This is a genomic window from Hoeflea sp. 108 (assembly GCF_000372965.1).
GTDB lineage: Bacteria > Pseudomonadota > Alphaproteobacteria > Rhizobiales > Rhizobiaceae > Aminobacter.
Genome location: NZ_KB890024.1, coordinates 2,187,417 through 2,208,070, shown reverse-complemented (window position 1 = coordinate 2,208,070; position 20,654 = coordinate 2,187,417). Strand labels below are relative to the sequence as shown.

21 protein-coding genes, 1 tRNA gene and 1 pseudogene are annotated in these 20,654 nt (G+C 62.2%); 9 read left to right on the top strand and 14 right to left on the bottom strand.

The genetic code is table 11. The annotated features are described in order from the left end of the window. Position 1 precedes the first annotated feature (1 nt). Positions 2 to 163: pseudogene (locus B015_RS32525) on the top strand (JAB domain-containing protein); the annotation flags it as partial. Between the two features lie 16 nt (positions 164 to 179). Here B015_RS32525 and B015_RS0110795 read toward each other — a convergent pair. Beyond that, positions 180 to 791 carry a DUF6506 family protein gene (locus B015_RS0110795; RefSeq protein ID WP_018427705.1) on the bottom strand — a complete coding sequence of 204 codons (612 nt, stop codon included), beginning with the start codon at positions 789 to 791 and terminating at the stop codon, positions 180 to 182. Positions 792 to 914: 123 nt separating this feature from the next. Between B015_RS0110795 and B015_RS0110790 the strand changes: the two genes are divergently transcribed. Beyond that, entirely contained in the window at positions 915 to 1,805 is an 891-nt protein-coding gene (locus B015_RS0110790; protein WP_018427704.1) for a LysR family transcriptional regulator, read from the top strand. Positions 1,806 to 1,889: 84 nt separating this feature from the next. Here B015_RS0110790 and tig read toward each other — a convergent pair whose 3' ends face one another. After that, complete coding sequence (gene tig, locus B015_RS0110785; RefSeq protein WP_026227139.1) at positions 1,890 to 3,350, bottom strand: trigger factor; 1,461 nt, start codon at positions 3,348 to 3,350, stop codon at positions 1,890 to 1,892. A gap of 341 nt (positions 3,351 to 3,691) precedes the next feature. On the opposite strand from tig, the gene B015_RS0110780 reads away from it, so the two are divergent. The 3 genes from B015_RS0110780 to B015_RS0110770 all read left to right on the top strand — a co-directional run bounded on the left by B015_RS0110780 (position 3,692) and on the right by B015_RS0110770 (position 6,728). Beyond that, a tRNA-Leu gene (locus B015_RS0110780) sits at positions 3,692 to 3,776 on the top strand. A gap of 67 nt (positions 3,777 to 3,843) precedes the next feature. Further along, complete coding sequence (locus tag B015_RS0110775) at positions 3,844 to 5,064, top strand: glycosyltransferase family 4 protein (RefSeq protein WP_018427702.1); 1,221 nt, start codon at positions 3,844 to 3,846, stop codon at positions 5,062 to 5,064. Between the two features lie 86 nt (positions 5,065 to 5,150). After that, positions 5,151 to 6,728: a glycosyltransferase gene (locus tag B015_RS0110770; RefSeq protein WP_026227137.1), complete on the top strand. Its 1,578-nt coding sequence runs from the start codon at positions 5,151 to 5,153 to the stop codon at positions 6,726 to 6,728. A 219-nt stretch (positions 6,729 to 6,947) separates the two neighbouring features. Here the strand turns inward: B015_RS0110770 and B015_RS30750 are convergent, their stop codons facing one another. The 3 genes from B015_RS30750 to B015_RS0110750 all read right to left on the bottom strand — a co-directional run bounded on the left by B015_RS30750 (position 6,948) and on the right by B015_RS0110750 (position 9,992). Continuing rightward, positions 6,948 to 8,225, bottom strand: coding sequence for a glycosyltransferase family 4 protein (locus B015_RS30750; protein WP_018427699.1), 1,278 nt, complete (start codon positions 8,223 to 8,225; stop codon positions 6,948 to 6,950). Between the two features lie 85 nt (positions 8,226 to 8,310). Continuing rightward, positions 8,311 to 8,892, bottom strand: coding sequence for a GDYXXLXY domain-containing protein (locus B015_RS0110755; RefSeq protein WP_018427698.1), 582 nt, complete (start codon positions 8,890 to 8,892; stop codon positions 8,311 to 8,313). Then, positions 8,889 to 9,992, bottom strand: a complete 1,104-nt coding sequence (locus tag B015_RS0110750) for a DUF2157 domain-containing protein (protein WP_018427697.1) — start codon at positions 9,990 to 9,992, stop codon at positions 8,889 to 8,891. Before B015_RS0110750 ends, B015_RS0110755 begins: the two co-directional genes overlap by 4 nt. 224 nt (positions 9,993 to 10,216) lie before the next feature. On the opposite strand from B015_RS0110750, the gene B015_RS32520 reads away from it, so the two are divergent. Next, positions 10,217 to 10,357, top strand: coding sequence for a DUF1127 domain-containing protein (locus B015_RS32520; RefSeq protein WP_018427696.1), 141 nt, complete (start codon positions 10,217 to 10,219; stop codon positions 10,355 to 10,357). 51 nt (positions 10,358 to 10,408) lie between these two features. Beyond that, positions 10,409 to 10,549 carry a DUF1127 domain-containing protein gene (locus B015_RS32515; RefSeq protein WP_018427695.1) on the top strand — a complete coding sequence of 47 codons (141 nt, stop codon included), beginning with the start codon at positions 10,409 to 10,411 and terminating at the stop codon, positions 10,547 to 10,549. A 452-nt stretch (positions 10,550 to 11,001) separates the two neighbouring features. Here B015_RS32515 and B015_RS0110735 read toward each other — a convergent pair whose 3' ends face one another. Further along, positions 11,002 to 11,562 carry a hypothetical protein gene (locus B015_RS0110735; RefSeq protein WP_040456668.1) on the bottom strand — a complete coding sequence of 187 codons (561 nt, stop codon included), beginning with the start codon at positions 11,560 to 11,562 and terminating at the stop codon, positions 11,002 to 11,004. 128 nt (positions 11,563 to 11,690) lie between these two features. Here B015_RS0110735 and trmFO point away from each other — a divergent pair, with 128 nt between their 5' ends. Next, positions 11,691 to 13,100: a methylenetetrahydrofolate--tRNA-(uracil(54)-C(5))-methyltransferase (FADH(2)-oxidizing) TrmFO gene (gene trmFO / locus B015_RS0110730; RefSeq protein WP_018427693.1), complete on the top strand. Its 1,410-nt coding sequence runs from the start codon at positions 11,691 to 11,693 to the stop codon at positions 13,098 to 13,100. Between the two features lie 10 nt (positions 13,101 to 13,110). Further along, entirely contained in the window at positions 13,111 to 13,632 is a 522-nt protein-coding gene (locus B015_RS32170; protein WP_081623459.1) for a GNAT family N-acetyltransferase, read from the top strand. A 21-nt stretch (positions 13,633 to 13,653) separates the two neighbouring features. Here the strand turns inward: B015_RS32170 and map are convergent, their stop codons facing one another. From map to secDF, 8 genes are all read right to left on the bottom strand, one after another. Continuing rightward, a complete protein-coding gene (gene map / locus B015_RS0110720; RefSeq protein WP_018427691.1) occupies positions 13,654 to 14,433 on the bottom strand; it encodes a type I methionyl aminopeptidase in 780 nt (259 codons plus the stop codon). A gap of 1 nt (position 14,434) precedes the next feature. After that, positions 14,435 to 14,641 carry a ParD-like family protein gene (locus B015_RS0110715; RefSeq protein WP_018427690.1) on the bottom strand — a complete coding sequence of 69 codons (207 nt, stop codon included), beginning with the start codon at positions 14,639 to 14,641 and terminating at the stop codon, positions 14,435 to 14,437. Between the two features lie 65 nt (positions 14,642 to 14,706). After that, positions 14,707 to 15,336: an HAD-IA family hydrolase gene (locus B015_RS0110710; RefSeq protein ID WP_018427689.1), complete on the bottom strand. Its 630-nt coding sequence runs from the start codon at positions 15,334 to 15,336 to the stop codon at positions 14,707 to 14,709. A 71-nt stretch (positions 15,337 to 15,407) separates the two neighbouring features. Then, positions 15,408 to 16,337, bottom strand: coding sequence for a sterol desaturase family protein (locus tag B015_RS0110705; RefSeq protein ID WP_018427688.1), 930 nt, complete (start codon positions 16,335 to 16,337; stop codon positions 15,408 to 15,410). Next, complete coding sequence (locus B015_RS0110700) at positions 16,337 to 16,768, bottom strand: hypothetical protein (protein ID WP_018427687.1); 432 nt, start codon at positions 16,766 to 16,768, stop codon at positions 16,337 to 16,339. The genes B015_RS0110705 and B015_RS0110700 overlap by 1 nt, the downstream gene beginning before the upstream one ends. Before the next feature lie 83 nt (positions 16,769 to 16,851). Then, entirely contained in the window at positions 16,852 to 17,646 is a 795-nt protein-coding gene (locus B015_RS0110695) for a phytoene/squalene synthase family protein (RefSeq protein WP_157632870.1), read from the bottom strand. Positions 17,647 to 17,677: 31 nt separating this feature from the next. After that, complete coding sequence (locus B015_RS0110690; RefSeq protein ID WP_018427685.1) at positions 17,678 to 18,064, bottom strand: Mth938-like domain-containing protein; 387 nt, start codon at positions 18,062 to 18,064, stop codon at positions 17,678 to 17,680. Positions 18,065 to 18,070: 6 nt separating this feature from the next. Then, entirely contained in the window at positions 18,071 to 20,632 is a 2,562-nt protein-coding gene (secDF, locus tag B015_RS0110685; RefSeq protein WP_018427684.1) for a protein translocase subunit SecDF, read from the bottom strand. Positions 20,633 to 20,654 lie beyond the last annotated feature (22 nt).

The window sequence follows — 20,654 nt, the reverse complement described above, 5'->3', positions numbered from 1 at the left end:
GATCCACAACCATCCCTCCGGCGATCCCGCCCCGTCTCGCGCCGACATCGACATGACCAAGACCATTGTCGAGACGGCCAAGCCGCTCGGCATCATGGTGCACGACCACATCATCATCGGCCGCAAAGGCTATGCCAGCATGAAGGGGCTGCTGCTGATCTGACGCCGTCAGACGCGGCTCAGGCCTCGGCGCGCGGCGCATAACGCTCCAGCTGATCCAGTGTGAAACCACCGATACCGACAGGCGCGCGCCCGTCGACCACCTCGATGATGCGGCCCGCGCCGGCCGAGGTGAAGCCGCCATAGAGTTCGATCAGGCCATAACCTGCAGCAACAAGTTCCGCTGCCACATCTGCCCCCGTAGCCTCGTCGGGAACGGGTACGAATGTCGTCTCGAGCGGGGGAAATGCCTGCACGAAGCGGTCGCGCACCGCGTTCGCTCCCGGCTGGAGGATAATGAAAGCGGCCCTAGGCGGCACGCCCTTCAGATACGCCTCGTTGTAGGCCGCGGCGGCCGGCAGAGATTCAATGCCGAAGGCAACGGAACTGACCTTTACCCCTTCGCCGACGACCGCCTCGACCCTGGGCCGCCAGGACGGCGATATGCCGCCGCACAGTTCGATCAGCCTGACGCCCTGAGACGCAAGTTCGCGGGCAACGCTAATGACCTCGCTTGAGGCACCAATAGGAACGATTGTCAGACGACCGCTTGGGTGCTCGCGGACGATCCGGTCCCTCCTGGCGTCCGCGCGTTCGGCTTCGTAGATCAGTGCCTTGTCGATGGTCTTCATCGTTCATTCCTCGTGATTGCAGGAGGAATATGGTTGCGCAACCGATGCATGGGAGCTGTATAATTCAGACGAAACCGATCGAAGAAATCGAACCCCGATGCTTGCAGCCTCACGCTTGACCAGATGCGCACCTTCGTCGCCGTTGTCGAAAGCGGCAGCTTCCGCGCCGGTGCCGTCAAGCTGTCGCGTGTGCAGTCTGCCGTCAGCCACGCCATTGCCAACCTTGAGGCGGAGTTGCAGATCAAGCTGTTTGACCGCAGCAATCGTAAGCCAGAGCTAACCGAACAGGGGCGCGTCCTGCTCGCCGACGCGCGCGCCATCCTCGTCAAGGTCGACGCCATGCGCGCCCGCGCCCGCGGACTTGGAAAAGGGCTGGAGTTGTCGTTGTCGGTTGCAGTCGACCCGCTTGTGCCTCTGCCACGGCTTGCGGCAGTGCTCGAAGCGTTGCGCCAGCGCTACCCGTCAGTGGGGGTATCAGTGAAAACCCTGCCGCTTGCCTCGGCGCTGCATGCCCTCGTCCAGAACGAATGCACGCTCGCCGTCACAAGCGATGCGTCGCGCGTCGATGCAATAGAATGCGAGTATCTGGCACCGCTGCCGCCATTCGTTGCCGTATGCGGCGCCTGCCATCCGCTCGCCTCACAATCTGCCAAATGGTCGGCAGAGCAACTGGCCGATTACATCCAGATCGTCGTCACGGACCCGTCACCGATGACCGCCGGCCGGGATTTCGGCGTGTTGTCGCCGGGGACCTGGCGGGTAAGCGACCTCGCCACCAAGCTGGCGCTCATCCGCGCCTGTACCGGCTGGGGCAACATGCCGCTCTGGATGGTCGAAGACGACCTGAAGTCCGGGCGGCTAGTCCGCGTCTCCGCGGCGGCGCTCGGCTCGACCTCGGAGACCGCCCTGACGGCATATCTTCTGTGGCGCATCGACACGCCACTCGGGTCTGCCGCGCGCCACCTCCGGGAGCTGTTGCTGGCAGCCTTCGCCAACATTGCCCGACCAGACTAGCTGGCAGGGTTACCGGAGGACGTATCAGCAAAAAGGCCGCCGGGTCGCCCCGACGGCCTTTTGTTCTTGCGAAGAAGCGCAGCCTTATTCGGCGTCGCCTTCCTTGGCCTTCTTCTTCGGAGCGGCCTTCTTCTTGGGCTCTTCGCCCTCTGCCTTTTCAGCCTTCTTGGCCGACGCCTTCTTGGCCGGCTTCTCGGAACCTTCGTCCTCGTCCTCGGCGAGCAGCTCGTCCTTGGTCACCTTCTTGTCGGTGACGGAGATCTGCGACAGCAGGTGATCGACGACCTTCTCCTCGAACAGCGGCGCGCGCAGGTTGACGAGCGCCGACGGGTTGTTGCGGTAGAAGTCGAACACTTCCTGCTGCTGGCTGGCCGGATAGCGGCGAACCGTGTCGAACAGGCCGCGCTGCAGTTCCTCGTCGGAAACCGTCACGCCGGACTTCTCGCCGATCTCGGCGAGAACCAGACCCAGGCGCACGCGGCGCTCGGCCAGACGCTGGTATTCGGCGCGAGCCTCTTCTTCCGTCGTCTCTTCGTCGGCGAAGGTGCGGCCGGCAGCCTCGAGGTCACGGCTGACCTGGTTCCAGATGTTGTTGAACTCGGCTTCGATCAGCTTCGAGGGAGCCTCGAACTTGTAGGTGCCGTCGAGCTGGTCGAGCAGCTGGCGCTTGACCTTCTGACGCGTCATTGCGCCGAACTGGTTCTCGAGCTGACCGCGGACGATCTCGCGCAGCTTATCGAGCGACTCGAGGCCGAGGTTCTTGGCCGTCTCGTCGTTGATCTCGAGCGCGCCGGGAGCTGCCACTTCCTTGACGGTGACGTCGAAGGTGGCTTCCTTGCCGGCGAGATGAGCTGCCTGATAATTCTCAGGGAAGGTCACGGTGACAAGCTTCTCGTCGCCAGCCTTGGCGCCGACCAGCTGGTCTTCGAAGCCCGGGATGAATTCCTTCGAGCCGAGCACCAGCGGCTGGTCACCGCCCGTGCCGCCGTCGAAGGCAACGCCGTCGATCTTGCCGACGTAGTCGATGGTGACGCGGTCACCGTCAGCGGCTTTGCCTGCCTTGGTCTCGAAGCTGCGTGCCGACTCGGCAATGCGCTTGACCTGCTCTTCGATCTCGTCCTCCGGCACGTCGTACACCGGACGCGACACCTTGATGTCGGTGAAGTCCTTGATCTCGATGGCGGGGATGACTTCGTAGCTCAGCGAGAATTCGAAGTCGGCGCCGCCGGCGAGGATCTTCTCGGCTTCCTTCTCGTCCTCGGTCATCGTCACGTCAGGCTGCATTGCAGCCTTCTCGCCACGATCGGAAATGATCGTGCGGGCCGAGTCGGTCAGGATCTCGTTGACGACTTCGGCCATGAAGGACTTGCCGTACATCTTGCGCATGTGCTGCATCGGCACCTTGCCGGGACGGAAGCCGTTGATGCGGACCTTGTCCTTGGCATCCGAAAGCCGCTTCGCAAGGCGGGCTTCCATGTCGCCAGCGGGGACCGTGACCTTGATCTCGCGCTTGAGGCCGGAATTGAGCGTTTCGGTGACCTGCATCATCAAACCTTTGTTTTCACGTAAGGCGCGGCTCACGGCGTCCTGCCGTTCTGCCTGCCGGAATTCGTTTGCCGGGGATGGCTTCAAGTTCGCAAATCGGCCCCGGTTTCCGCCACTTGCGGCCCGGTTGTGCCGACACTCTCCGAAGGCCCCGATAAGCTTTTGTTTTTACTACTTCTTATCGCGTCTTTCGAGAGCGGGTTTTCGCGTCCCGTCATATTCGACAGGCCTTTTGTCACAGGCGGGGTGATTTTTCAACCATCTTCGCCGTTTCTCCCGGTTCCGCTCATTTCGATGCCGAGATTGACAGAATGATGGCGACATGGGATTGGCGGGCAGATGCGGATGTGGCGGAACTGGTAGACGCCCTGGATTTAGGTTCCAGTGCCGAGAGGCGTGTAGGTTCGACTCCTATCATCCGCACCATGTCGCCCTGCCCGGCGGACTGAAAATCTCTTGTAGAGAGTTGCCAGCCGTGCACGAAGTGACACCAATGACCGCCAACGCTACCGCCGACCGCCCCTTTGACAGCGGATCGCGCAGCATCGTCATCACCGCCGACCCTGCCTGGCCGCCGATCTCGGGCGGCGACCTGCGCAACTGGCAAAATGCCCGCGCACTGGCGAGCCGTGGGGACGTGCTACTCGCTTCCATCTACGAACACGTGTCGCCGTCATCGCCTGAGATCCCGCGCATCAGGGCAATTGGGCTCGCCAGCACAACGGAAAATAAAGCCGGACCACGTATTGCCAAGCGCCGGACACCGCTAGACAGCCGGATTTCCAAGATTGCGCTGGAGCGGCTGCTCAAGGAAATCCGTGCCTTGAGACCAGAAACCATCGTGGTCGAGGGCATTTCGCTCTTCGCTCTGCTCAAACATCTTCGGCCGCTTCCGGCAAAGCTGGTGCTGGACATGCACAACATCGAATCCGATGTTTCTCGCCAGGTAACCGGCAAGACCGGTTGGCTCATGGCATTGCTGTCCAAAAAGGGGCGCAATCCGCGCCGGCTACGGGAGATGGAGCTCGACGCCCTCCCACTCGTGGACAAGGTCTGGGTCTGCTCCGATCAAGATCGCGAGCGACTGCGGGCACTGTCGAATGGCAGGACGACGGCCGACGTCGTGCCGAACGGCATTCCTCGCTTCGAGGACATTCCGGACAAGTTGCCTGAGCAGCCGCCGCGGATCGACGGCAAGCCGACGGTCCTGTTCGTAGGGCATCTCAACTATCGGCCGAATATCGATGCTGCCCAGAGGCTGGCCACCAGGATTCTCCCTGGCCTACGTGAAGCATTGGGCGGCGCGCACCTCGTCATTGCCGGCCGGGCGCCGCATCAAAGCCTCACCGACCTTGCCAAGCTGCCCGACGTCGAACTTGTCGCCAGCCCCGAAAGCCTGAACGAGTTCTACCGCAATTCCCATATGACTATTGTGCCTTTGACCAGTGGTGGCGGCACCAGGCTCAAGATCTTGGAAGCGATGGCGTGGGGACTACCGGTGGTCGCCACGCGCCTTGCTGCGGAAGGTCTCGACCTGATCGACGGCCTCGACATCGACTTTGGCGAAACAGACGACGAGCTGGTTGCCCGTGCCGTCTCCTTATGCATCGATAATGATGAGCGCCAGCGCCGCCGACTTCGGGCAAGGAAAACCGTCGAGCAGCGGTTCAGCCCCAAGGCGATCGAAATGGCCATTCGGGCGAGCCTCGGATAGCCATTCAATCCATGTCACTTGATTAGCTCTCGCTTTCGATGCCAAGTAAGCGCGAACCGTAGAGCATTGAAATTGATTGGCATTGCATGGCGATCCCCAAACTTCTTCACCAAACGTGGAAGACAGGTGCGATCCCCGATAGATTTGCAAAATGGTCGAAAAGCTGGGGCAAACATAATCCCGGATGGCAGCAAATTCTCTGGAGCGACCGGATGCTCCTGGATTTCGTGGCCCAACACTATCCGCATCTTCTTTCGACCTATTGCTCATATCCGAGCGGCGTTCAGCGGGCGGACGCCGCCCGCTACATGCTGCTGCACCACTTCGGCGGCGTGTATGCCGACCTCGATTGTGAATGCATTCGCCCTTTCGACGATCTGCTCGGCGAGGACCGCATCGTCCTCTGCAAGGAGCCCGATGTTCACGCGCAGGACCAAATCGGGTTTCGCAACCTGCCTTACCTGCTGTTCAACGGGACGATGGCCAGCCCGCCCAGGCATCCATTCTGGGCACACCTGGTCGAGCAACTGCCAGCCAATCGAGACGCGCAGGAGGTGCTTGATTCCACCGGCCCTTGCCTGCTCACCGCAGCGCAGCTCAGTTTTCCCGACCAGAGCGCTTTCGCGATCCACCCAAGCTCGCTGTTTTCGCCGCTTGATCGCGACGGCGCAGGCACGGTCGAAAGCGGAGCCATTTCACCGACGCTTTCCGTGCATCACTGGGCGGGCACCTGGTGGACTCGAGACAAGAAACCTTCGATCTGGTCGCTTGTTCGACGTAGTTTCTACAAAGGCCGGCACCTCCTGACCAAAGGAGGCCAGTTGGACGCGGCCCTGGCGCAAGCCTCCGTCGACAAGGCAGCGCTGCAGGCTACTCCGCCCACCGGCGCCAATATCGCGATCCTCGTGCCCCTGCGTGATGCCGCCGATCACATCGAACCCTTCATCGCTGCGCTGCAACGGCTCGAGCACGGCAAGGACCGGATCAAGCTCGTGTTCTGCGAAGGAGACAGCCTGGACGGAAGTTGGGAGAGGCTGGTGGCCGCCACCCTTCCCCTGAAACAGCAGTATCGGGACGTAGTTCTGTTGCGCAAATCCGTGGGAATCAAGCTCGATCGCAGCCTGCGCTGGAAGCCGAAGTTCCAACGTGCCCGCCGCGCCGGCATTGCCGCCGTTCGCAACCACCTTATCCAGCACGGCCTCGACGCCAGCGACGACTGGGCGCTGTGGATGGACATCGACGTGTGGCGCTATTCGGCGGATATCATCGAAACGCTGACAACGGCCGGCGGTCGCATCGTCGCCCCCAACTGTACAACTTCGCTCGGCAGGGGGAGCTTCGATCTCAACAGCTTCGTGTCCGTGAGAGAGCAGCATGACCATCGCTACTACCGCTCGATGCGGAATGGTCTCTATCAGCCCCGCGTCAGCGACAGCCGTCGCCTCTATCTCAGCGACCTGCGCAATGTCGACAGCGTGAAGCTCGACGGCGTCGGCGGCGCCATGCTGCTGGTCGACGCCGCGCTCCACCGCGGCGGCCTCATTTTTCCGGAGGTTCCCTACAAATTCCTCATCGAGACAGAGGGGTTTGCTGCGCTCGCCAAGGACCTTGGTATCGTCCCAATCGGCCTGCCCAAGGTCGAAGTGCTGCACGTGCCGTGGTGACCGCTAGCACAGCGCCTCGCACAGTGCCTTGTCGCCGTGCCTTAAAGTCTTGATCTGCGTACTGCCGTCGTTTGACGGCGCCGCCGTGATATCAAAGCTGTGGGTGCGCCTGTCCTGATCGATGGGGTGTCCCTCGCCTTGGGGCACGTAAAAGCGCTCGGTGCCGAGCCGGACATGGTCACCGCGCAAGAGGTAGCGGAATAGATCCGCTCGATCCATTCACAATGGGGCAGCGCCGCCTTCGCTTCGCAACGCTGAAGCATAGACGTCCAGCACGGCGTCCACCTTGCGTTCCCAATCGAACTCGGCGCGCACGCGAAGCTGTGCCGCCTGCCCCATTGAAACCCTGAGTTCGGGCGAACTGGCGAGTTTCCGCAACGCCTCCGACAGGCCGTCGATCAACGCATCGGGGGAAAGCGGCGGCACAAGTATGCCGCACTCCGCGTTGAGATAGTCCAGCGGCCCTCCCCAGGCAGTCGCGATCACCGGCTTGGAAAGCGCCATCGCTTCCAGGACCACGGCTCCTCCGCATTCATAGAGACTGGGAAGCACCAGAGCGTCTCGAGCGGCCAGAGCGTCGGCGCATTCCTTCTGGCTGAGCCATCCGGCGAAACGCACCTTGCCCACCCCCTCCTCCGAGGAAAGCAGGTCAAGCTCGCCAGCAAGCTTTTCCAGCCGCTCGCGAGCGTCCCCATCGCCCATGACCAGCAAGCTCATGGGCGCAAGCTCTTTGGCCCGCGCAAACGCCTGCAACAGGAGATCAACGGCCTTCCAGTCGACAAGACGCCCGGTGAAAACGAACCGTGTATGCGTAGGCCCCGACTGGTGATTTTGCCCAGTGGCCCCGCCCCATAGGGAAAAGTCCACGCCATTCTCGCAGATCTCGATGACCTTGCCACCGAGGCCTGCCGGCAACGCCATGCGACTACGCTTGTTGGCGACCATGACCACGCTCGCCTGGCGCTTGCCGGGGATAAGCCGGTTCATCACATTGGTCATCGCCCGCGCCGCGGCTACGGCATAGTCCTCAAGCACGGAACTGCGATCACGGAACCCCGACGGAAACTCCATGCCGCCATTCAGGGGCCCAACGACGACCGGCGCTCCCAGGCGAAAGAGCATCGACGGCTCGCGCGGAGAAACAGGAATCGGCTGGTGCACGATCTGCACGCCTTCTTCCCGAACCAGACGGCGCGCTTCCTTGACCTGACGTCGCTGCGTCAGCAACCGCATCAGGTAGCCCGTCGAAAAATTGGCCACGCGCTGCGGAAGAAAGGCCCCAAGACGCCAGAGAAGACGGATTAGCGGCGTGTCCGGTGTGAATATCACCCGCGGATCATTGCCGAAGAGACCTTCAAGCTCTTCGCGCGTCCGCTCATGAACAACAAGCCAGACGTCGTAATTTCTGTCACGCAGGATGCGGAAATACTGCAACGGCAGAATGGCCTCACCGCCGAAACGGGCCGAAGCGTGCTCTGCAACAATAGCAATCTTCATTCTATGCAGACTTCTTTGGCAAAGCTGACAGAGGCCGATTTCATCCCGTTATTTCACACATCCCCGATATCAGGAAGGGAACAAGTCAATAAAGCGGTTCCTCGAAGAGCATCTTGTCTCCGTCCATCAAGGCTTTGATCTGCGCGCTGCCGTCCTTTGACAGCGCCACCTTGATGCCGAAGCTGCGGGTGCGGATGTCCTGCTCGATGGGGCGCCCCTCGCCCTCGGGCACGTAGAAGCGCTCGATGCCGTAGTCGACGCCTATGGTCGAGCCGGGCTCGGTGCTCCAGCCGCCTGAAACCTGGCCGACTATGTCGGCTTCATCCGGGCCAACAATCGTCGAGTCGGTGCCGAACCAGGCAGATTTTACACGCCAAAAGCCGTCAGCGTCCTTTTTCAGACGCACGACGATCGGCCCTTCCGCTGTCGTCGTTTCGCCCTGCTGCAGGTTTTCGATCATTTCCACGGGGATGCGGGAAATCTCGTAGCCGAGGCGTACATAGTCTCCGCGCAGAAGGTCGCGCGGGTCGACCGGCTCTACCTTGAGTAGCACTTCCTTGCCGTCGCGCAGGATGGCGGCTCGTCCGGCTATCATCCAGGACAGGAACCCGATCTGCGCAAGCGCCAGCACCACGGCAGCGATCAAAAGTCTCGAGCGCGACATCATGCGGTCCTCCCGTCAGTGGCCGGCTTCATGCGCCTCTCGATGCGAATGATCGCATAGGCGAGCACGGCAAGCGTGATCGCCGCGGCAAAGAAAAACCCTGCGGTGCCGAGCATGGTGCCAACGGTGGCGAGGTAGACGACCGCGAGCTCGAAGGCGAAGCCGAGATAGGCGACCCAACGCAAGGCGCGGCTCTCGCGCCCCAGGAAGATGATCGTTGCCGCGATGACAGCCAATGCCACGGCGGCGGCAATGACGAAGCCGTCGCCCTCGATCAGATCGATCTGCAAGATGCCCAGACCCGTCAGGAAACCGATCAGCCCATGCAGCGGCAAGCGCCCACCAAGCTGCACCACCCGCTCGACTGGTTCAGGCGCCAGTGCCGACGCGGCCAGCACCGCGGCAGATACCAGCGCCAGAACGAGGGAAACCTCGGTGGTGTTGAAATGCATGGCCAGCATCACGGCATAGAAGATGAGCGACAGCAGGATCAGGTGTCGCGCGGCCCGGCTTTGGGTCCATAGCGACAGCACCCAAAACGCCGCCATAAACGCCGGGAAGAGGTGCGGAAACTGTTCCTTGCGGAAAAACTCGAAGCCCTTGAGGGCCAGCCAGCTGTCGGCAATGCCCACAGCCGCCACTGTCAGGGCATTCGAGCGCAACACCGCTGCGGCAATTGCCGTGCCTATGCACCAGGTGACGACTGCCGAGGCCTCGTCGCCGGAGAAGTGATACATCTGGCCGATCAGGGCGATGGACCCGCCGAATGCGGCAGCGGCCACGAGCCACAGAGCCTCGCCAATGCCGCTATGCCCCTGGCCCTTGACCCATGCACCGCCGACATAGCCGGCGAAGATGACGGCGAACAGACCTGCAACCCTGGCAATGCGCGGGATCGTCTCCCAGTTGGCAGCGACAAGAATGAGAATGGCTGCGGCGAACAGAAGTGCCGCCATGATCGCCAGGATGGAGCCGAAATTGAGCCCGTTGCGCTCGTTGGTCTCGACATCGCGGACAAGTACGTCACCTGTCGTGCGGTCGAGCAACCCGTTTTCGACCCAGCGATCGATGTCTTTCTTCACCTTGGTGGCGTAGCTCGCCATTTGGCCCCCTCTTCATTGCGCACTGCACGCTCGGCCCAAGCCGTTGTTCATCATGGCGAAATCTCGGCCACGCCACAATCATGACCAATCCGTAAATGCCCATTAATGCTGCATTGCACAAAACGCATTGCTGCCATGCGAGCATAGCGCTTCAATTTTAAGCAAGGGCATCCTATCTACGCCTCGTACACAGAAGAGCGAAAAAAGACGAACGGAAAACGAAGATGAACCTGATCCGCAATTACCGCAACTGGCGCCGCTACCGTGAGACTGTCTCCGAGCTGAGCCGCCTGTCGAACCGCGAACTGACCGACCTCGGCATCACCCGCAGCGACATCCACTTCGTCGCGCGTAAAGCCATCTAACTGAAACCGGGTCCGTGGGACCCAACTGTCCGAACCGAAAAGAGAACTAAAATGAACTTGCTCCGCACTTACCGCAACTGGCGTGCTTATCGCGAGACGGTGAACGAGCTTGGCCGTCTGTCGAACCGCCAGCTTGCCGATCTCGGCATCAATCGTGGCGAGATCCAGTCGATCGCCCGCCGCGCAATCTAATTCAGGCTTTCCGTCAGCGTCGACCTCCTCCCCGACCATGACGGATCCGGTCAGCTTCTTCCTCCCAATGAGCTGACCACCCTAACGCACCCACCGGATCCTCCTCCCCCGGTGGGTGCCGTTAACTCCAGAGAGTTTCGTCCTCTCCAATTGACGAAAAGAATTTCGCCCGAGCCGACCTCCTCCCCGGCATAGGCGAATAGGTCAGCCTCCCTCCTCCTCCCAGAGGCTGACCAACCTTAACGCGCCCGCCGGTTTTCTCCTCCCTCCGGCGGGCGTCGTTTCCCCAGAGCTTCACCCTCTGCAATTGGTGAAGAGAATTTCGCCTGAACCGTCCTCCCCGGCGATGGCGAATAGGTCAGCCCCCTCCTCCTCCCTGAGGCTGGCCACTTAAACGACGCCCGCCGGTCCTCCCCCGGCGGGCGTTGTCGTTTCTGCTCTCCGACAAATGCCTAATTCAGCGCGCCGCTTTCAAGCACGCCACGCTGTTTCCACTGGCTGAGCGGAAAGACGTCAGGCGCGCCGCCCATCGGCGCATACCAGGAATCGACCACCCATCTCGTACCATCGGCAGCGCGAATAACCGCAGTCCAGTGCGGATAGCGGCCGTCGAGCAGGAAGCCGCGCGAGGCGCGGGCATCGACCTTGTGATGCCTGAGCAGGCCTTTGCCCTGGAGGTAGCGCAGCAGCGCATCCGTATTCGTCGATTCGTCGACGCAATCCATCTGGCCACGGATCCTGGAGGCCCCGAACTCGGACCTCGGCTGATCGCGAACGCCGGTGACCTGCTGGGCACGCTTTTCGAAATAGCTGACCGCTCGCGAGACCGCTGCCCGTTCTGCCTGCGGCGAAGCTTTTCCCGTAGCCATGATGGCCGCGAACTTCCTGGCGTCGGCCGGACCGAGGTCGAGGCGCGAACGGAACGCGCAGCCATAGCCATGACAGATGTCGATGCGCGACGACGTTTGCGCTGCCGCCGGACCGACCTTCATGGGCGTGAGAAGAATGCTCACGAGAAGCAGATGAAAGATTGTGTGCCTCGTCATCGACCCATCATAGAAGTTGTCCTTTGCCGCTCGCAACCCCTATGAAATGACGGCAATCGTTGCATTCGCACAGCCAAGCGACTATTCCGGCGACCATGAGCACAAAACCCATTCACATCGTCGGCGGCGGTCTCGCCGGATCGGAAGCAGCTTGGCAGGTGGCGGAGGCCGGGGTGCCGGTCATCCTGCACGAAATGCGCGGGGTGCGCGGCACCGACGCACACAAGACCGACGGCCTGGCCGAACTGGTCTGCTCCAATTCGTTCCGTTCAGACGACGCCCAGACCAACGCCGTCGGGTTGCTGCATGCCGAAATGCGGCTTGCCAATTCGCTGATCATGTCATCAGGCGACGCCAATCAGGTTCCCGCCGGCGGCGCGCTTGCCGTCGATCGCGACGGCTTTTCCGATGCGGTCACGGCGCGCCTCGGAGCGCATCCGCTGATCACGATCGTACGCGAAGAAATCACCGGGCTGCCGCCTGAAGACTGGGACCAGGCGATCATCGCCACCGGTCCGCTGACCGCGCCTTCCCTCGCCGAAGCAATCGCAGCCGGCACGTCGTCCGATGCGCTCGCCTTCTTCGACGCGATTGCACCGATCGTGCATTTCGATTCGATCGACATGAACACCTGCTGGTTCCAGTCGCGCTACGACAAGGTCGGCCCCGGCGGCACCGGCAAGGACTACATCAACTGCCCGATGGACAAGGAGCAGTACGACGCCTTCATTCAGGCCCTGATGGACGGCCAGAAGACCGAGTTCAAGGAATGGGAAGGCACACCCTATTTCGACGGCTGCCTGCCGATCGAAGTGATGGCCGAGCGCGGGCCGGAAACGCTGCGCCATGGCCCGATGAAGCCGATGGGCCTGACCAACGCACACAACCCCGAGGTCAAAGCCTATGCTGTGGTGCAGTTGCGCCAGGACAATGCGCTGGGCACGCTCTACAACATGGTCGGCTTCCAGACGAAGCTGAAGCATGCCGAACAGGTGCGCATCTTCCGCACGATCCCAGGCATGGAAAACGCCGAATTCGCTCGCCTCGGCGGCCTGCACCGCAATACCTATCTCAATTCGCCGACGCTGCTCGACCCAACGCTGCAGCTGCGTTCGCGCCCCGGCCTGCGTTTTGCCGGCCAGATCACCGGCTGCGAAGGTTATGTCGAAAGTGCCGCCATCGGCCTGCTGGCCGGCCGCTTCGCCGCGGCCGAACGCCTTGGCCATCAGATGACGCCGCCGCCTGTGACCACGGCCTTCGGAGCGCTGCTCAACCACATCACCGGTGGCCACCTCGTCTCCCACGACGAGCCCGGCAAGCGCTCGTTCCAGCCGATGAATGTCAATTTCGGCCTCTTCCCCGAGATCGAGGCGCCGAAGGTCGACGGCAAGCGCCTGCGCGGCAAGGAAAAGACCGTTGCCAAGAAAAAGGCGATGACCGGCCGCGCTTTGGCCGATTGCCGTGCATGGCTTGGCCTCGCACCGGCTGCCCAGGCTGCCGAGTGAGCGTCGGGCCATGGCGCTCCCTGAAACGCCACGGCTGATCCTGAGAGAAATGGATCGCGGCGATGCTGCCGCGATCCTGTCGGTCTTCGCCGACGATTATGCTCGTCGCTTCTATCCTGAGATGATCAGCGAGGCGGCCGCCGTCGAATGGATCGAGCGCAACCGCGACCGCTACGAACGCGACGGCTTCGGCCTGTGGGCGATCGTCGAGCGCGCGAGCGGAGCCTTGGTCGGCGATTGCGGCCCGACCTGGCAGGATGCTGGCGGCACGCGCGTGCTCGAAATCGGCTATCACATCGCGCCGCTATGGCGCGGGCGCGGCTTTGCGCTGGAGGCGGCACGCGCCGCCATGGCCTTTGGCTTTGCCGAAACCGACGAACCGCTGATCGGTTCGATCGTCGCCACCGACAACACCTCGTCGGCAAGCGTAGCGCGGCGCCTGCATCGCGACGTCCGCAACTATGTCAATTCGCGCGGGCTGGATCGTTTTTTGTTCTTCACCACGCGTGACCAGTTCTCGGCAAACGCCTGAGCGACAGCCGAAGACCGACTGTTACACCGCGCGCTCGTGCACAGGCCGTTCGTCGCGGCGCAGGGTGAGAACCTCGACGCCGGTCGCCGTGACGGCCACCGTATGCTCGAACTGGGCAGAAAGCTTGCGGTCCTTGGTGACGACAGTCCATCCGTCGTCCTCGGTCGAGACCCTGCGAGTGCCCTGGTTGACCATCGGCTCGACCGTAAAGACCATACCCTCGCGCAGCTTCATGCCCGCACCCGGCCGCCCAAAGTTGAGTACCTGCGGCTCCTCATGCATCTCGCGGCCAATGCCATGGCCGCAATATTCTCGCACGACGGAATAGCCGTTCTTCTTGGCATGTCGTTCGATGGCCGCACCGATGTCGCCCAGATGCGCTCCGGGCCGAACCTGCCTTATGCCTTTCCACATCGCTTCCTGGGCTACCCGCACAAGCCGCTTCGCGGCGGTCGAGGCATTGCCGACCAGGTAGGTCTTGCTCGAATCGGCGATGAAGCCATCCTTTTCGAGCGTGATGTCGAAATTGATGATGTCGCCGTCACGGATGATCTCACCGGGATCGGGCACGCCATGGCAGACGACGTGATTGATCGAGCAGTGCAGGACATATTTGAAGCCATATTGGCCCTTGCTCGCAGGGCGGGCGGCGAGGTCCACTGAAATGAAGCGGTCGACCAGGTCGTTGACCTGCAATGTCGACATGCCTGCGAGTTCCTGCTCGTCCAGCATCTCGAAGACTGACGCCAACATCCTGCCCGATGTACGCATGAGCGCCAGCTCGTCCGGGGTCTTGACCATGTCAGGCGACCGCCAGATCCGGAACCTGCACTTTGGCCGCCGTGAACTGCATCTTGACGATGTCGTTGAAGGACGAAGTCGGATTGGCCTCAGCCAACATGCCGACCTTCATCCAGAACTCGGCCTGCGCATTGATGGAGCGGCACATCACCGCGCTGGCGCGGCGGGCCTCCTCATGCAGGTCGTCGTCGATTTTCACGATGCCCATGAACGCCTCTCAAAAATGAATATACGAACCATATATGCTTCGTATATTTCCGAGTCAATCGAAGGCTAGGCTGTCAGCTTTGCGACCAGATCGGCATAGTCGTCAAAAACCAGATCCGGCCCCAGGGCGCGCAAGGCGGCACCCGTGTTATAGCCGAAGGTCACCGCGCCGGCAGCGATGCCGGCGGCTCGGGCTGCTTCGACGTCGCGAACTTCGTCCCCGATAGCGATCGTGCGTCGCTGGTCGACACCCAGAGACTTGATGACGGCCTTGAACTTGGCGCTCTTGCCCCAGAGGGAAGCACCGCAGCGGAAATGGCTCACGTGAGCCGCAGCGGGGCCAAGCGTGTGGCGAATGGTGTCTTCGCCATTGGAGCTGACGATGGCGATCTTGATGTCGCTAGCGACCAGACTGGCAAGCATCGGTTCAACACCGGGAAAAAGCGCCACGGCATCGCAGCTTTCCGCGCTCAGCTTGCGCATATGCATGGCAATTGCCGGCATCCTCCACATGGGAACGCCAAGACGGGCTACGATCTCGCGCGTGCCTGCCGCACGAAGGTCGTCGATCTCGTCCTCGACAACCTCGCGGAAACCGAACTGCCGCGCAGTTTGATTGAGGACCGAACAGAACCACGGAAAGCTGTCGGCCAGCGTTCCATCATAGTCGAAGATTGCGAGAGAGAAGGACGGCATCGGGCCACAGCTGTAAATACCTGCCGTCAGTGCCTCAGTGTCGTTCTTGCGTCAATCTGCGGCCAATACCCCTATCTTGGCAGACCCGGTTTGCCCGCCTCGCCGGGATTACGCCTGACATAGGCGGCCTTCAGGCTTTCCGAGGTCTCGCGCGAACCGTCATGGCTCCAGCCTGGCGGCATGAAAAGATAGCCAAGGCGCTGGCGCAGGCTGAGCCCGGGTGCAAACGCGTCCCTGAACATGCCGATCCACTCGTGGAACGCTACCTTAACCGGATTGAAGGTGCCGATGTTGTGGACGATGCCGTAGCGCGGCAGATCCTCAGCTCGCTCCTCCACGAACGTGCCGAACATGCGGTCCCAGATGATCAGCGTGCCGGCGAAATTGGCGTCCAGATAGCGCGGGTTGGTGGCGTGATGCACCCGGTGGTGCGAGGGTGTGTTGAAGATGAATTCGAACCAGCCCCACATCCGGCCGATGGTCTCGGTGTGGATCCAGAACTGCCAGACGAGGTTGAAGCCGAAGACGAAGGCGATCACAGCCGGATGAAGCCCCAGCAGTACCAACGGCACCTGAAGCACGAACATGCCGGTGAAGAGCCCGGTCCAGCTCTGCCGCAGCGCCGTCGACAGATTGTAGTGCTGGCTCGAGTGGTGGTTGATGTGTTCGGCCCATACCCAGCGCACGCGGTGAGCAATGCGGTGGTACCAGTAGTAGCGCAGGTCATCGAGCAGGAAGGCTGCGACAAAGACCCAGATCGACAGACCGAGGTCGAAAAACCTGAATTGCCAGACCCAGAGCAGCGCCGTGTAGGAGACGACACCGAGCAGCAGGCCGGCCACGACATTGCCTGTGCCCATCATCAGGCTTGTCAGCGTATCACGCGTCTCGAAGGCGCCCTTGGCGCGGCCGGTGCGGACCAGCCACAGCTCGATCAGGATCGCGGCCACGAAGAACGGAATCGCCAGTTCCGTGACCTTGGGAAAGTCGTAGCTCTGCATCAGGCTTTCTCCCTGGCGACTGTCGCGCCTCCTGAAAGTGCGGCCATGACCGCGTCCGCTGCCTCGCTGCCGGCGAAGCGGAAATCTCCACCCTTCCAGGTGAAATCGTGCAACTGAAGCGACACCGTCCGGTCATCGGGCGCGCCCAGCGCCGCAATATCCGCCCTGGTCACAACGCGCGTGAGATATTTGTCGCCGATACTGCTGACGATGCCGACAGTGCCGTCGTCGAGCAGCAAAAGAGCCGAGGATGCGTCTTCGGTCAGGAACACCGCCTTCGCTGTCACCTCCGGATAATCGGTGGCGAAGCACTGCACCGCCTGGCTCGCTCCCGACAACGAGGCCCGGGCGCTTCCGCCGCTGAGATGCACGGCAGCGACCACGGCGGCTATGCCGACGACGACAATCACCACCAGAATTGGCAGGCTCATGATACCAAACTTCCTCCCGAAACCGCCCAAACGAGCGATTTCGCAGGCAGACTAGCATTGTTGACGTTTACGTCAACGACAGTCTAACGCCATCCGCGAGAGGCAACCGAAAACATCTGGATTTGCTTTCGGATGGACGACATGCCGTCCTTGGCGCGCTCGGCCCGCGCGAGATAGGTCGGCGTCAGGGCAAGAGGCAGGAAGGCCGGCCGCAAAGACTGCGGCAGCGCGCTGGCTTTTTGCTCGAAAGCGCCGAGATGCTCACGCGCCAGGGCAACCATCGCCTGAACCGCCACAGCCGACCTTGGGTCGTTGGCGCCAGCGATGAACTCTTCGGGTGTCATCCCGGCAGCTCCAAGAATATCGCGCGGCACATAGCACTGGCCGCGCGACCGATGGATCGGCAGCAGACGCAAGAGGCCTAAAATCGCCTGGGCGCAGCCGGCATGTCCGGCAAGTTTGGCATGTCCAGGTGCGGCCTCGCCGTCCAGAACCATCGCGGCCAGCTGGATCACGGCGGAGGCGGTTTCGCCGCAATAACCCTCGAGATCGGTGCGCGACGGCATAGGATCGTCATAGAGATCGAAGATGCGCGCTTCGAGATAGTTGTCGAAAGCACTCAGAGGCAGGCGATGCCTGACGATTGCGGCGACGAGCGCCTGGGCGACGGGATGGCCGGAACCTGCCCTCGGATCGCCTGCGGCAATCGCGTCGCGCCACCATTGCAGCCTGATCTCGCCGGGCATCGGATCGCTGATGCGATCGCGGATCGAAGCGATCTCGGCATTGAAAGCATAGAGCGCAAAAAGCGCGTCGCGCTTGTCTTCGGGCGCGTAGAGCACGGAGAGATAGCGGTCGCGGTCGGTGCCACGAACCATCTCGGCCAGTGTCTGCGTCCCCTCGCCCACCTCAGTCGACAGCGATGAAGGCGGCGGCCACGGCACGGTCTTCCGCCAGAAGCACGTTGTAGGTGCGCACCGCAGCGCCCGTGGACATCGGGTCGGCGGAGATGCGGACATCCTTGAGGGCCGTGCGCAGCTCGGCCGGAAGCGGCCTCAGGTCCTTGCCAGTGCCGACCAGCAGGATTTCCACCTGACCGGCCTCTGATATCACCCTGGCGAAGTCCGCCGGCTTCAGCGCCAGCGGATCGGCTGGTTCCCATCCATAGATGCCAGACGGCAGGCACAAGATCGAGCCGCGATGCGACATGTCCGCGAAGCGGAAGCCGCCGTCGCCATAAGCGTCGACGGGGGCTCGCCCCGGAAAATGGGCCTCGCGCATGATCAGCCCTGCCATGGCCGGTTACGACTTGGTCGGCTGGGCGCCAGCCGGCACCGCCGGCTTGCCCTTGTCATCGGCATCGGCGCCTTCGGGCCGCAGCTTGAACAGGATCAACAGCGGGCCGGCAACGAAGACCGACGAGTAGGTGCCCACGACGATACCGAAGATCATCGCCAGCGTGAACGAGCGGATAACCTCGCCACCGAACAGATACAGCGCGATCAGAGCCAGCAGCGTCGTCACGCCGGTCAAGATGGTGCGCGACAGCGTCTGGTTCATCGACAGGTTCAGAAGCTGCTCGATCGGCATCTTCTTGTACTTGCGCAGGTTTTCGCGGACACGGTCATAGACGACGACGGTATCGTTGATCGAGTAACCGACGATTGTCAGGATCGCCGCGATACTGGTCAGGTTGAACTCGATGCCTGTGACGACATAGAGGCCCACCATCATGGTCACGTCGTGCACGGTTGCGATGATCGCGCCCAAGCCGAACTGCCACTCGAAGCGGAACCAGATGTAGATCAGCATGGCGCCCATGGCGGCGAGCACGCCGAGCGTGCCGTACCAGGCAAGTTCGCTCGATACCGTCGGGCCAACCGATTCCACGCGACGGAATTCGTAGTCGTTGGCGAGTTCGCCACGCACCTTCTCGACGACGCTCTGCTCGGCATTGTCGCCGGCCTTCTGGCCTTCGACGCGGATCAGCAGGTTGCTGTCACTGCCGAACTCCTGGACCTGGACGTCGCCGATGTTGAGTTCGTTGAGCCGGCCTCGAACGTCGGCGGAACTCGCAGCACCACTCTTGGCCTGAACCTCGATGCTGGTGCCGCCGCGGAAGTCGATGCCGTAGTTCATCTCGACCGAGAAGAACAGGACGGCAGCAGCGATAGAAGCGGCCGCCGACAGGGCGAAAGCATAACGTCGCCAGCCCATAAACGGATAGTTGGTGTTGTCGGGCACGAAGCGCACGAAACCCTTGGGCAGTTCCTTGGGCTTCATGCGGCGCAGCCAGACAGCGACCAGCCAGCGCGTCAGAGTGAAGGCCGTGAAGACGGTCGTCACGATGCCGATGGCCAGTGTGACGGCAAAGCCGCGCACCGGACCGGAGCCGAGATAGAACAGGATGATCGCGGCGATGAAGGTCGTGAAGTTGGCGTCGACGATGGTTGCCAGGGCTCGCGCGAAGCCCTGGTCGAGGGACTGGACAAGCGACCGTCCCAGTTGCCGCTCTTCGCGAACGCGCTCGTAGATGATGACGTTGGAGTCGACCGCCATGCCGACGGTCAGCACGATACCGGCGATGCCAGGCATGGTCAGCGTCGCCCCGAGTAGCGACAGAATGGCGATGATCAGCGCCACGTTGGCGGCGAGTGCGATGTTGGCGATGACACCGAGCGTTCCATAGGCGATCAGCATGAAGCCGACGACGAGGATACCGGCGATCGTGGCGGCGAACTTGCCCGCGGCGATCGAGTCGGCGCCCAGGCTCGGACCGACGGTGCGTTCTTCGACGATGGTCAGGTCGGCAGGCAGTGCGCCGGCGCGGAGCAGCACGGCGAGGTCGTTGGCGCTCTGCGCCGTGAAGCTGCCCGAAATCTGGCCCGAGCCACCGAGGATCGGCTCATTGATGCGCGGCGCCGAGATCACCTGGTTGTCGAGGATGATGGCGAAGAGGCGGCCGACGCTCTGCTGGGTCGCCTGGCCGAAGCGTGAGGCGCCCTTGCCGTCGAAGCGGAAGGACACGACCGGTTCGTTGGTGCGCTGGTCGAAGGTCGCCTGCGCATCGACGAGGTTTTCACCCGAAACGATGACGCGGTTTTCGATCAGGTAGGGAACGGGCGGATCGTCCTGCGAATACATGACAGTCGAACCCGCCGGCGGACGCCCCTGCACGGCTTCCTGGGCCGACATGGTCTGGTCGACCATCTGGAAGGTCAGCTTGGCGGTCTTGCCGAGAATTTCCTTGAGGCGTGTCGGGTCCTGCAGACCCGGGACCTGGACGAGGATGCGGTCGGCGCCGGCGCGCTGGATGATCGGCTCGGTGGTGCCGAGTTCGTTGACGCGGCGGCCGACGACTTCGATCGACTGGGTCACGGCATTGCTGACGCGATAGTCGATGCCTTCGTCGGTCAGCGTGTAGCGCAGCAGGCCGGCCTCCGGCTCATCGAGCGTCAGTTCGTGCACCGCGCCGCCGCCGAACATGCCTGATGAGACCGGCTGCGTCAGTGAGGCAAGTGCGGTCTTGGCGGCTTCAAGCTCGGCTTGATCGCTGATGCGGACCTGGATCGTCTTGCCGGTGCCGGTGAGGCCCGTATAGCCGATCTTGGCATCGCGCAGCATGGTGCGGATGTCGTCGCGGGTCGCCTGCAGGCGTTCGTCGACGAGATCCTGGCGATTGACCGCAAGCAGAATATGCGAGCCGCCCTGAAGGTCGAGGCCAAGCGTCAACGAGCGCTTGGGAAACCACCCTGGAAGCGAATCGAGCTGGGATTGGGTCAGCAGGTTCGGGACAGTGAAGAGTACCCCGAGGAGCACGACGGCCCAGATCGAGAAGGTCTTCCAGCGCGAGAAGTAGAGCATTTGGCCTCGTCCGTTAAGGCGT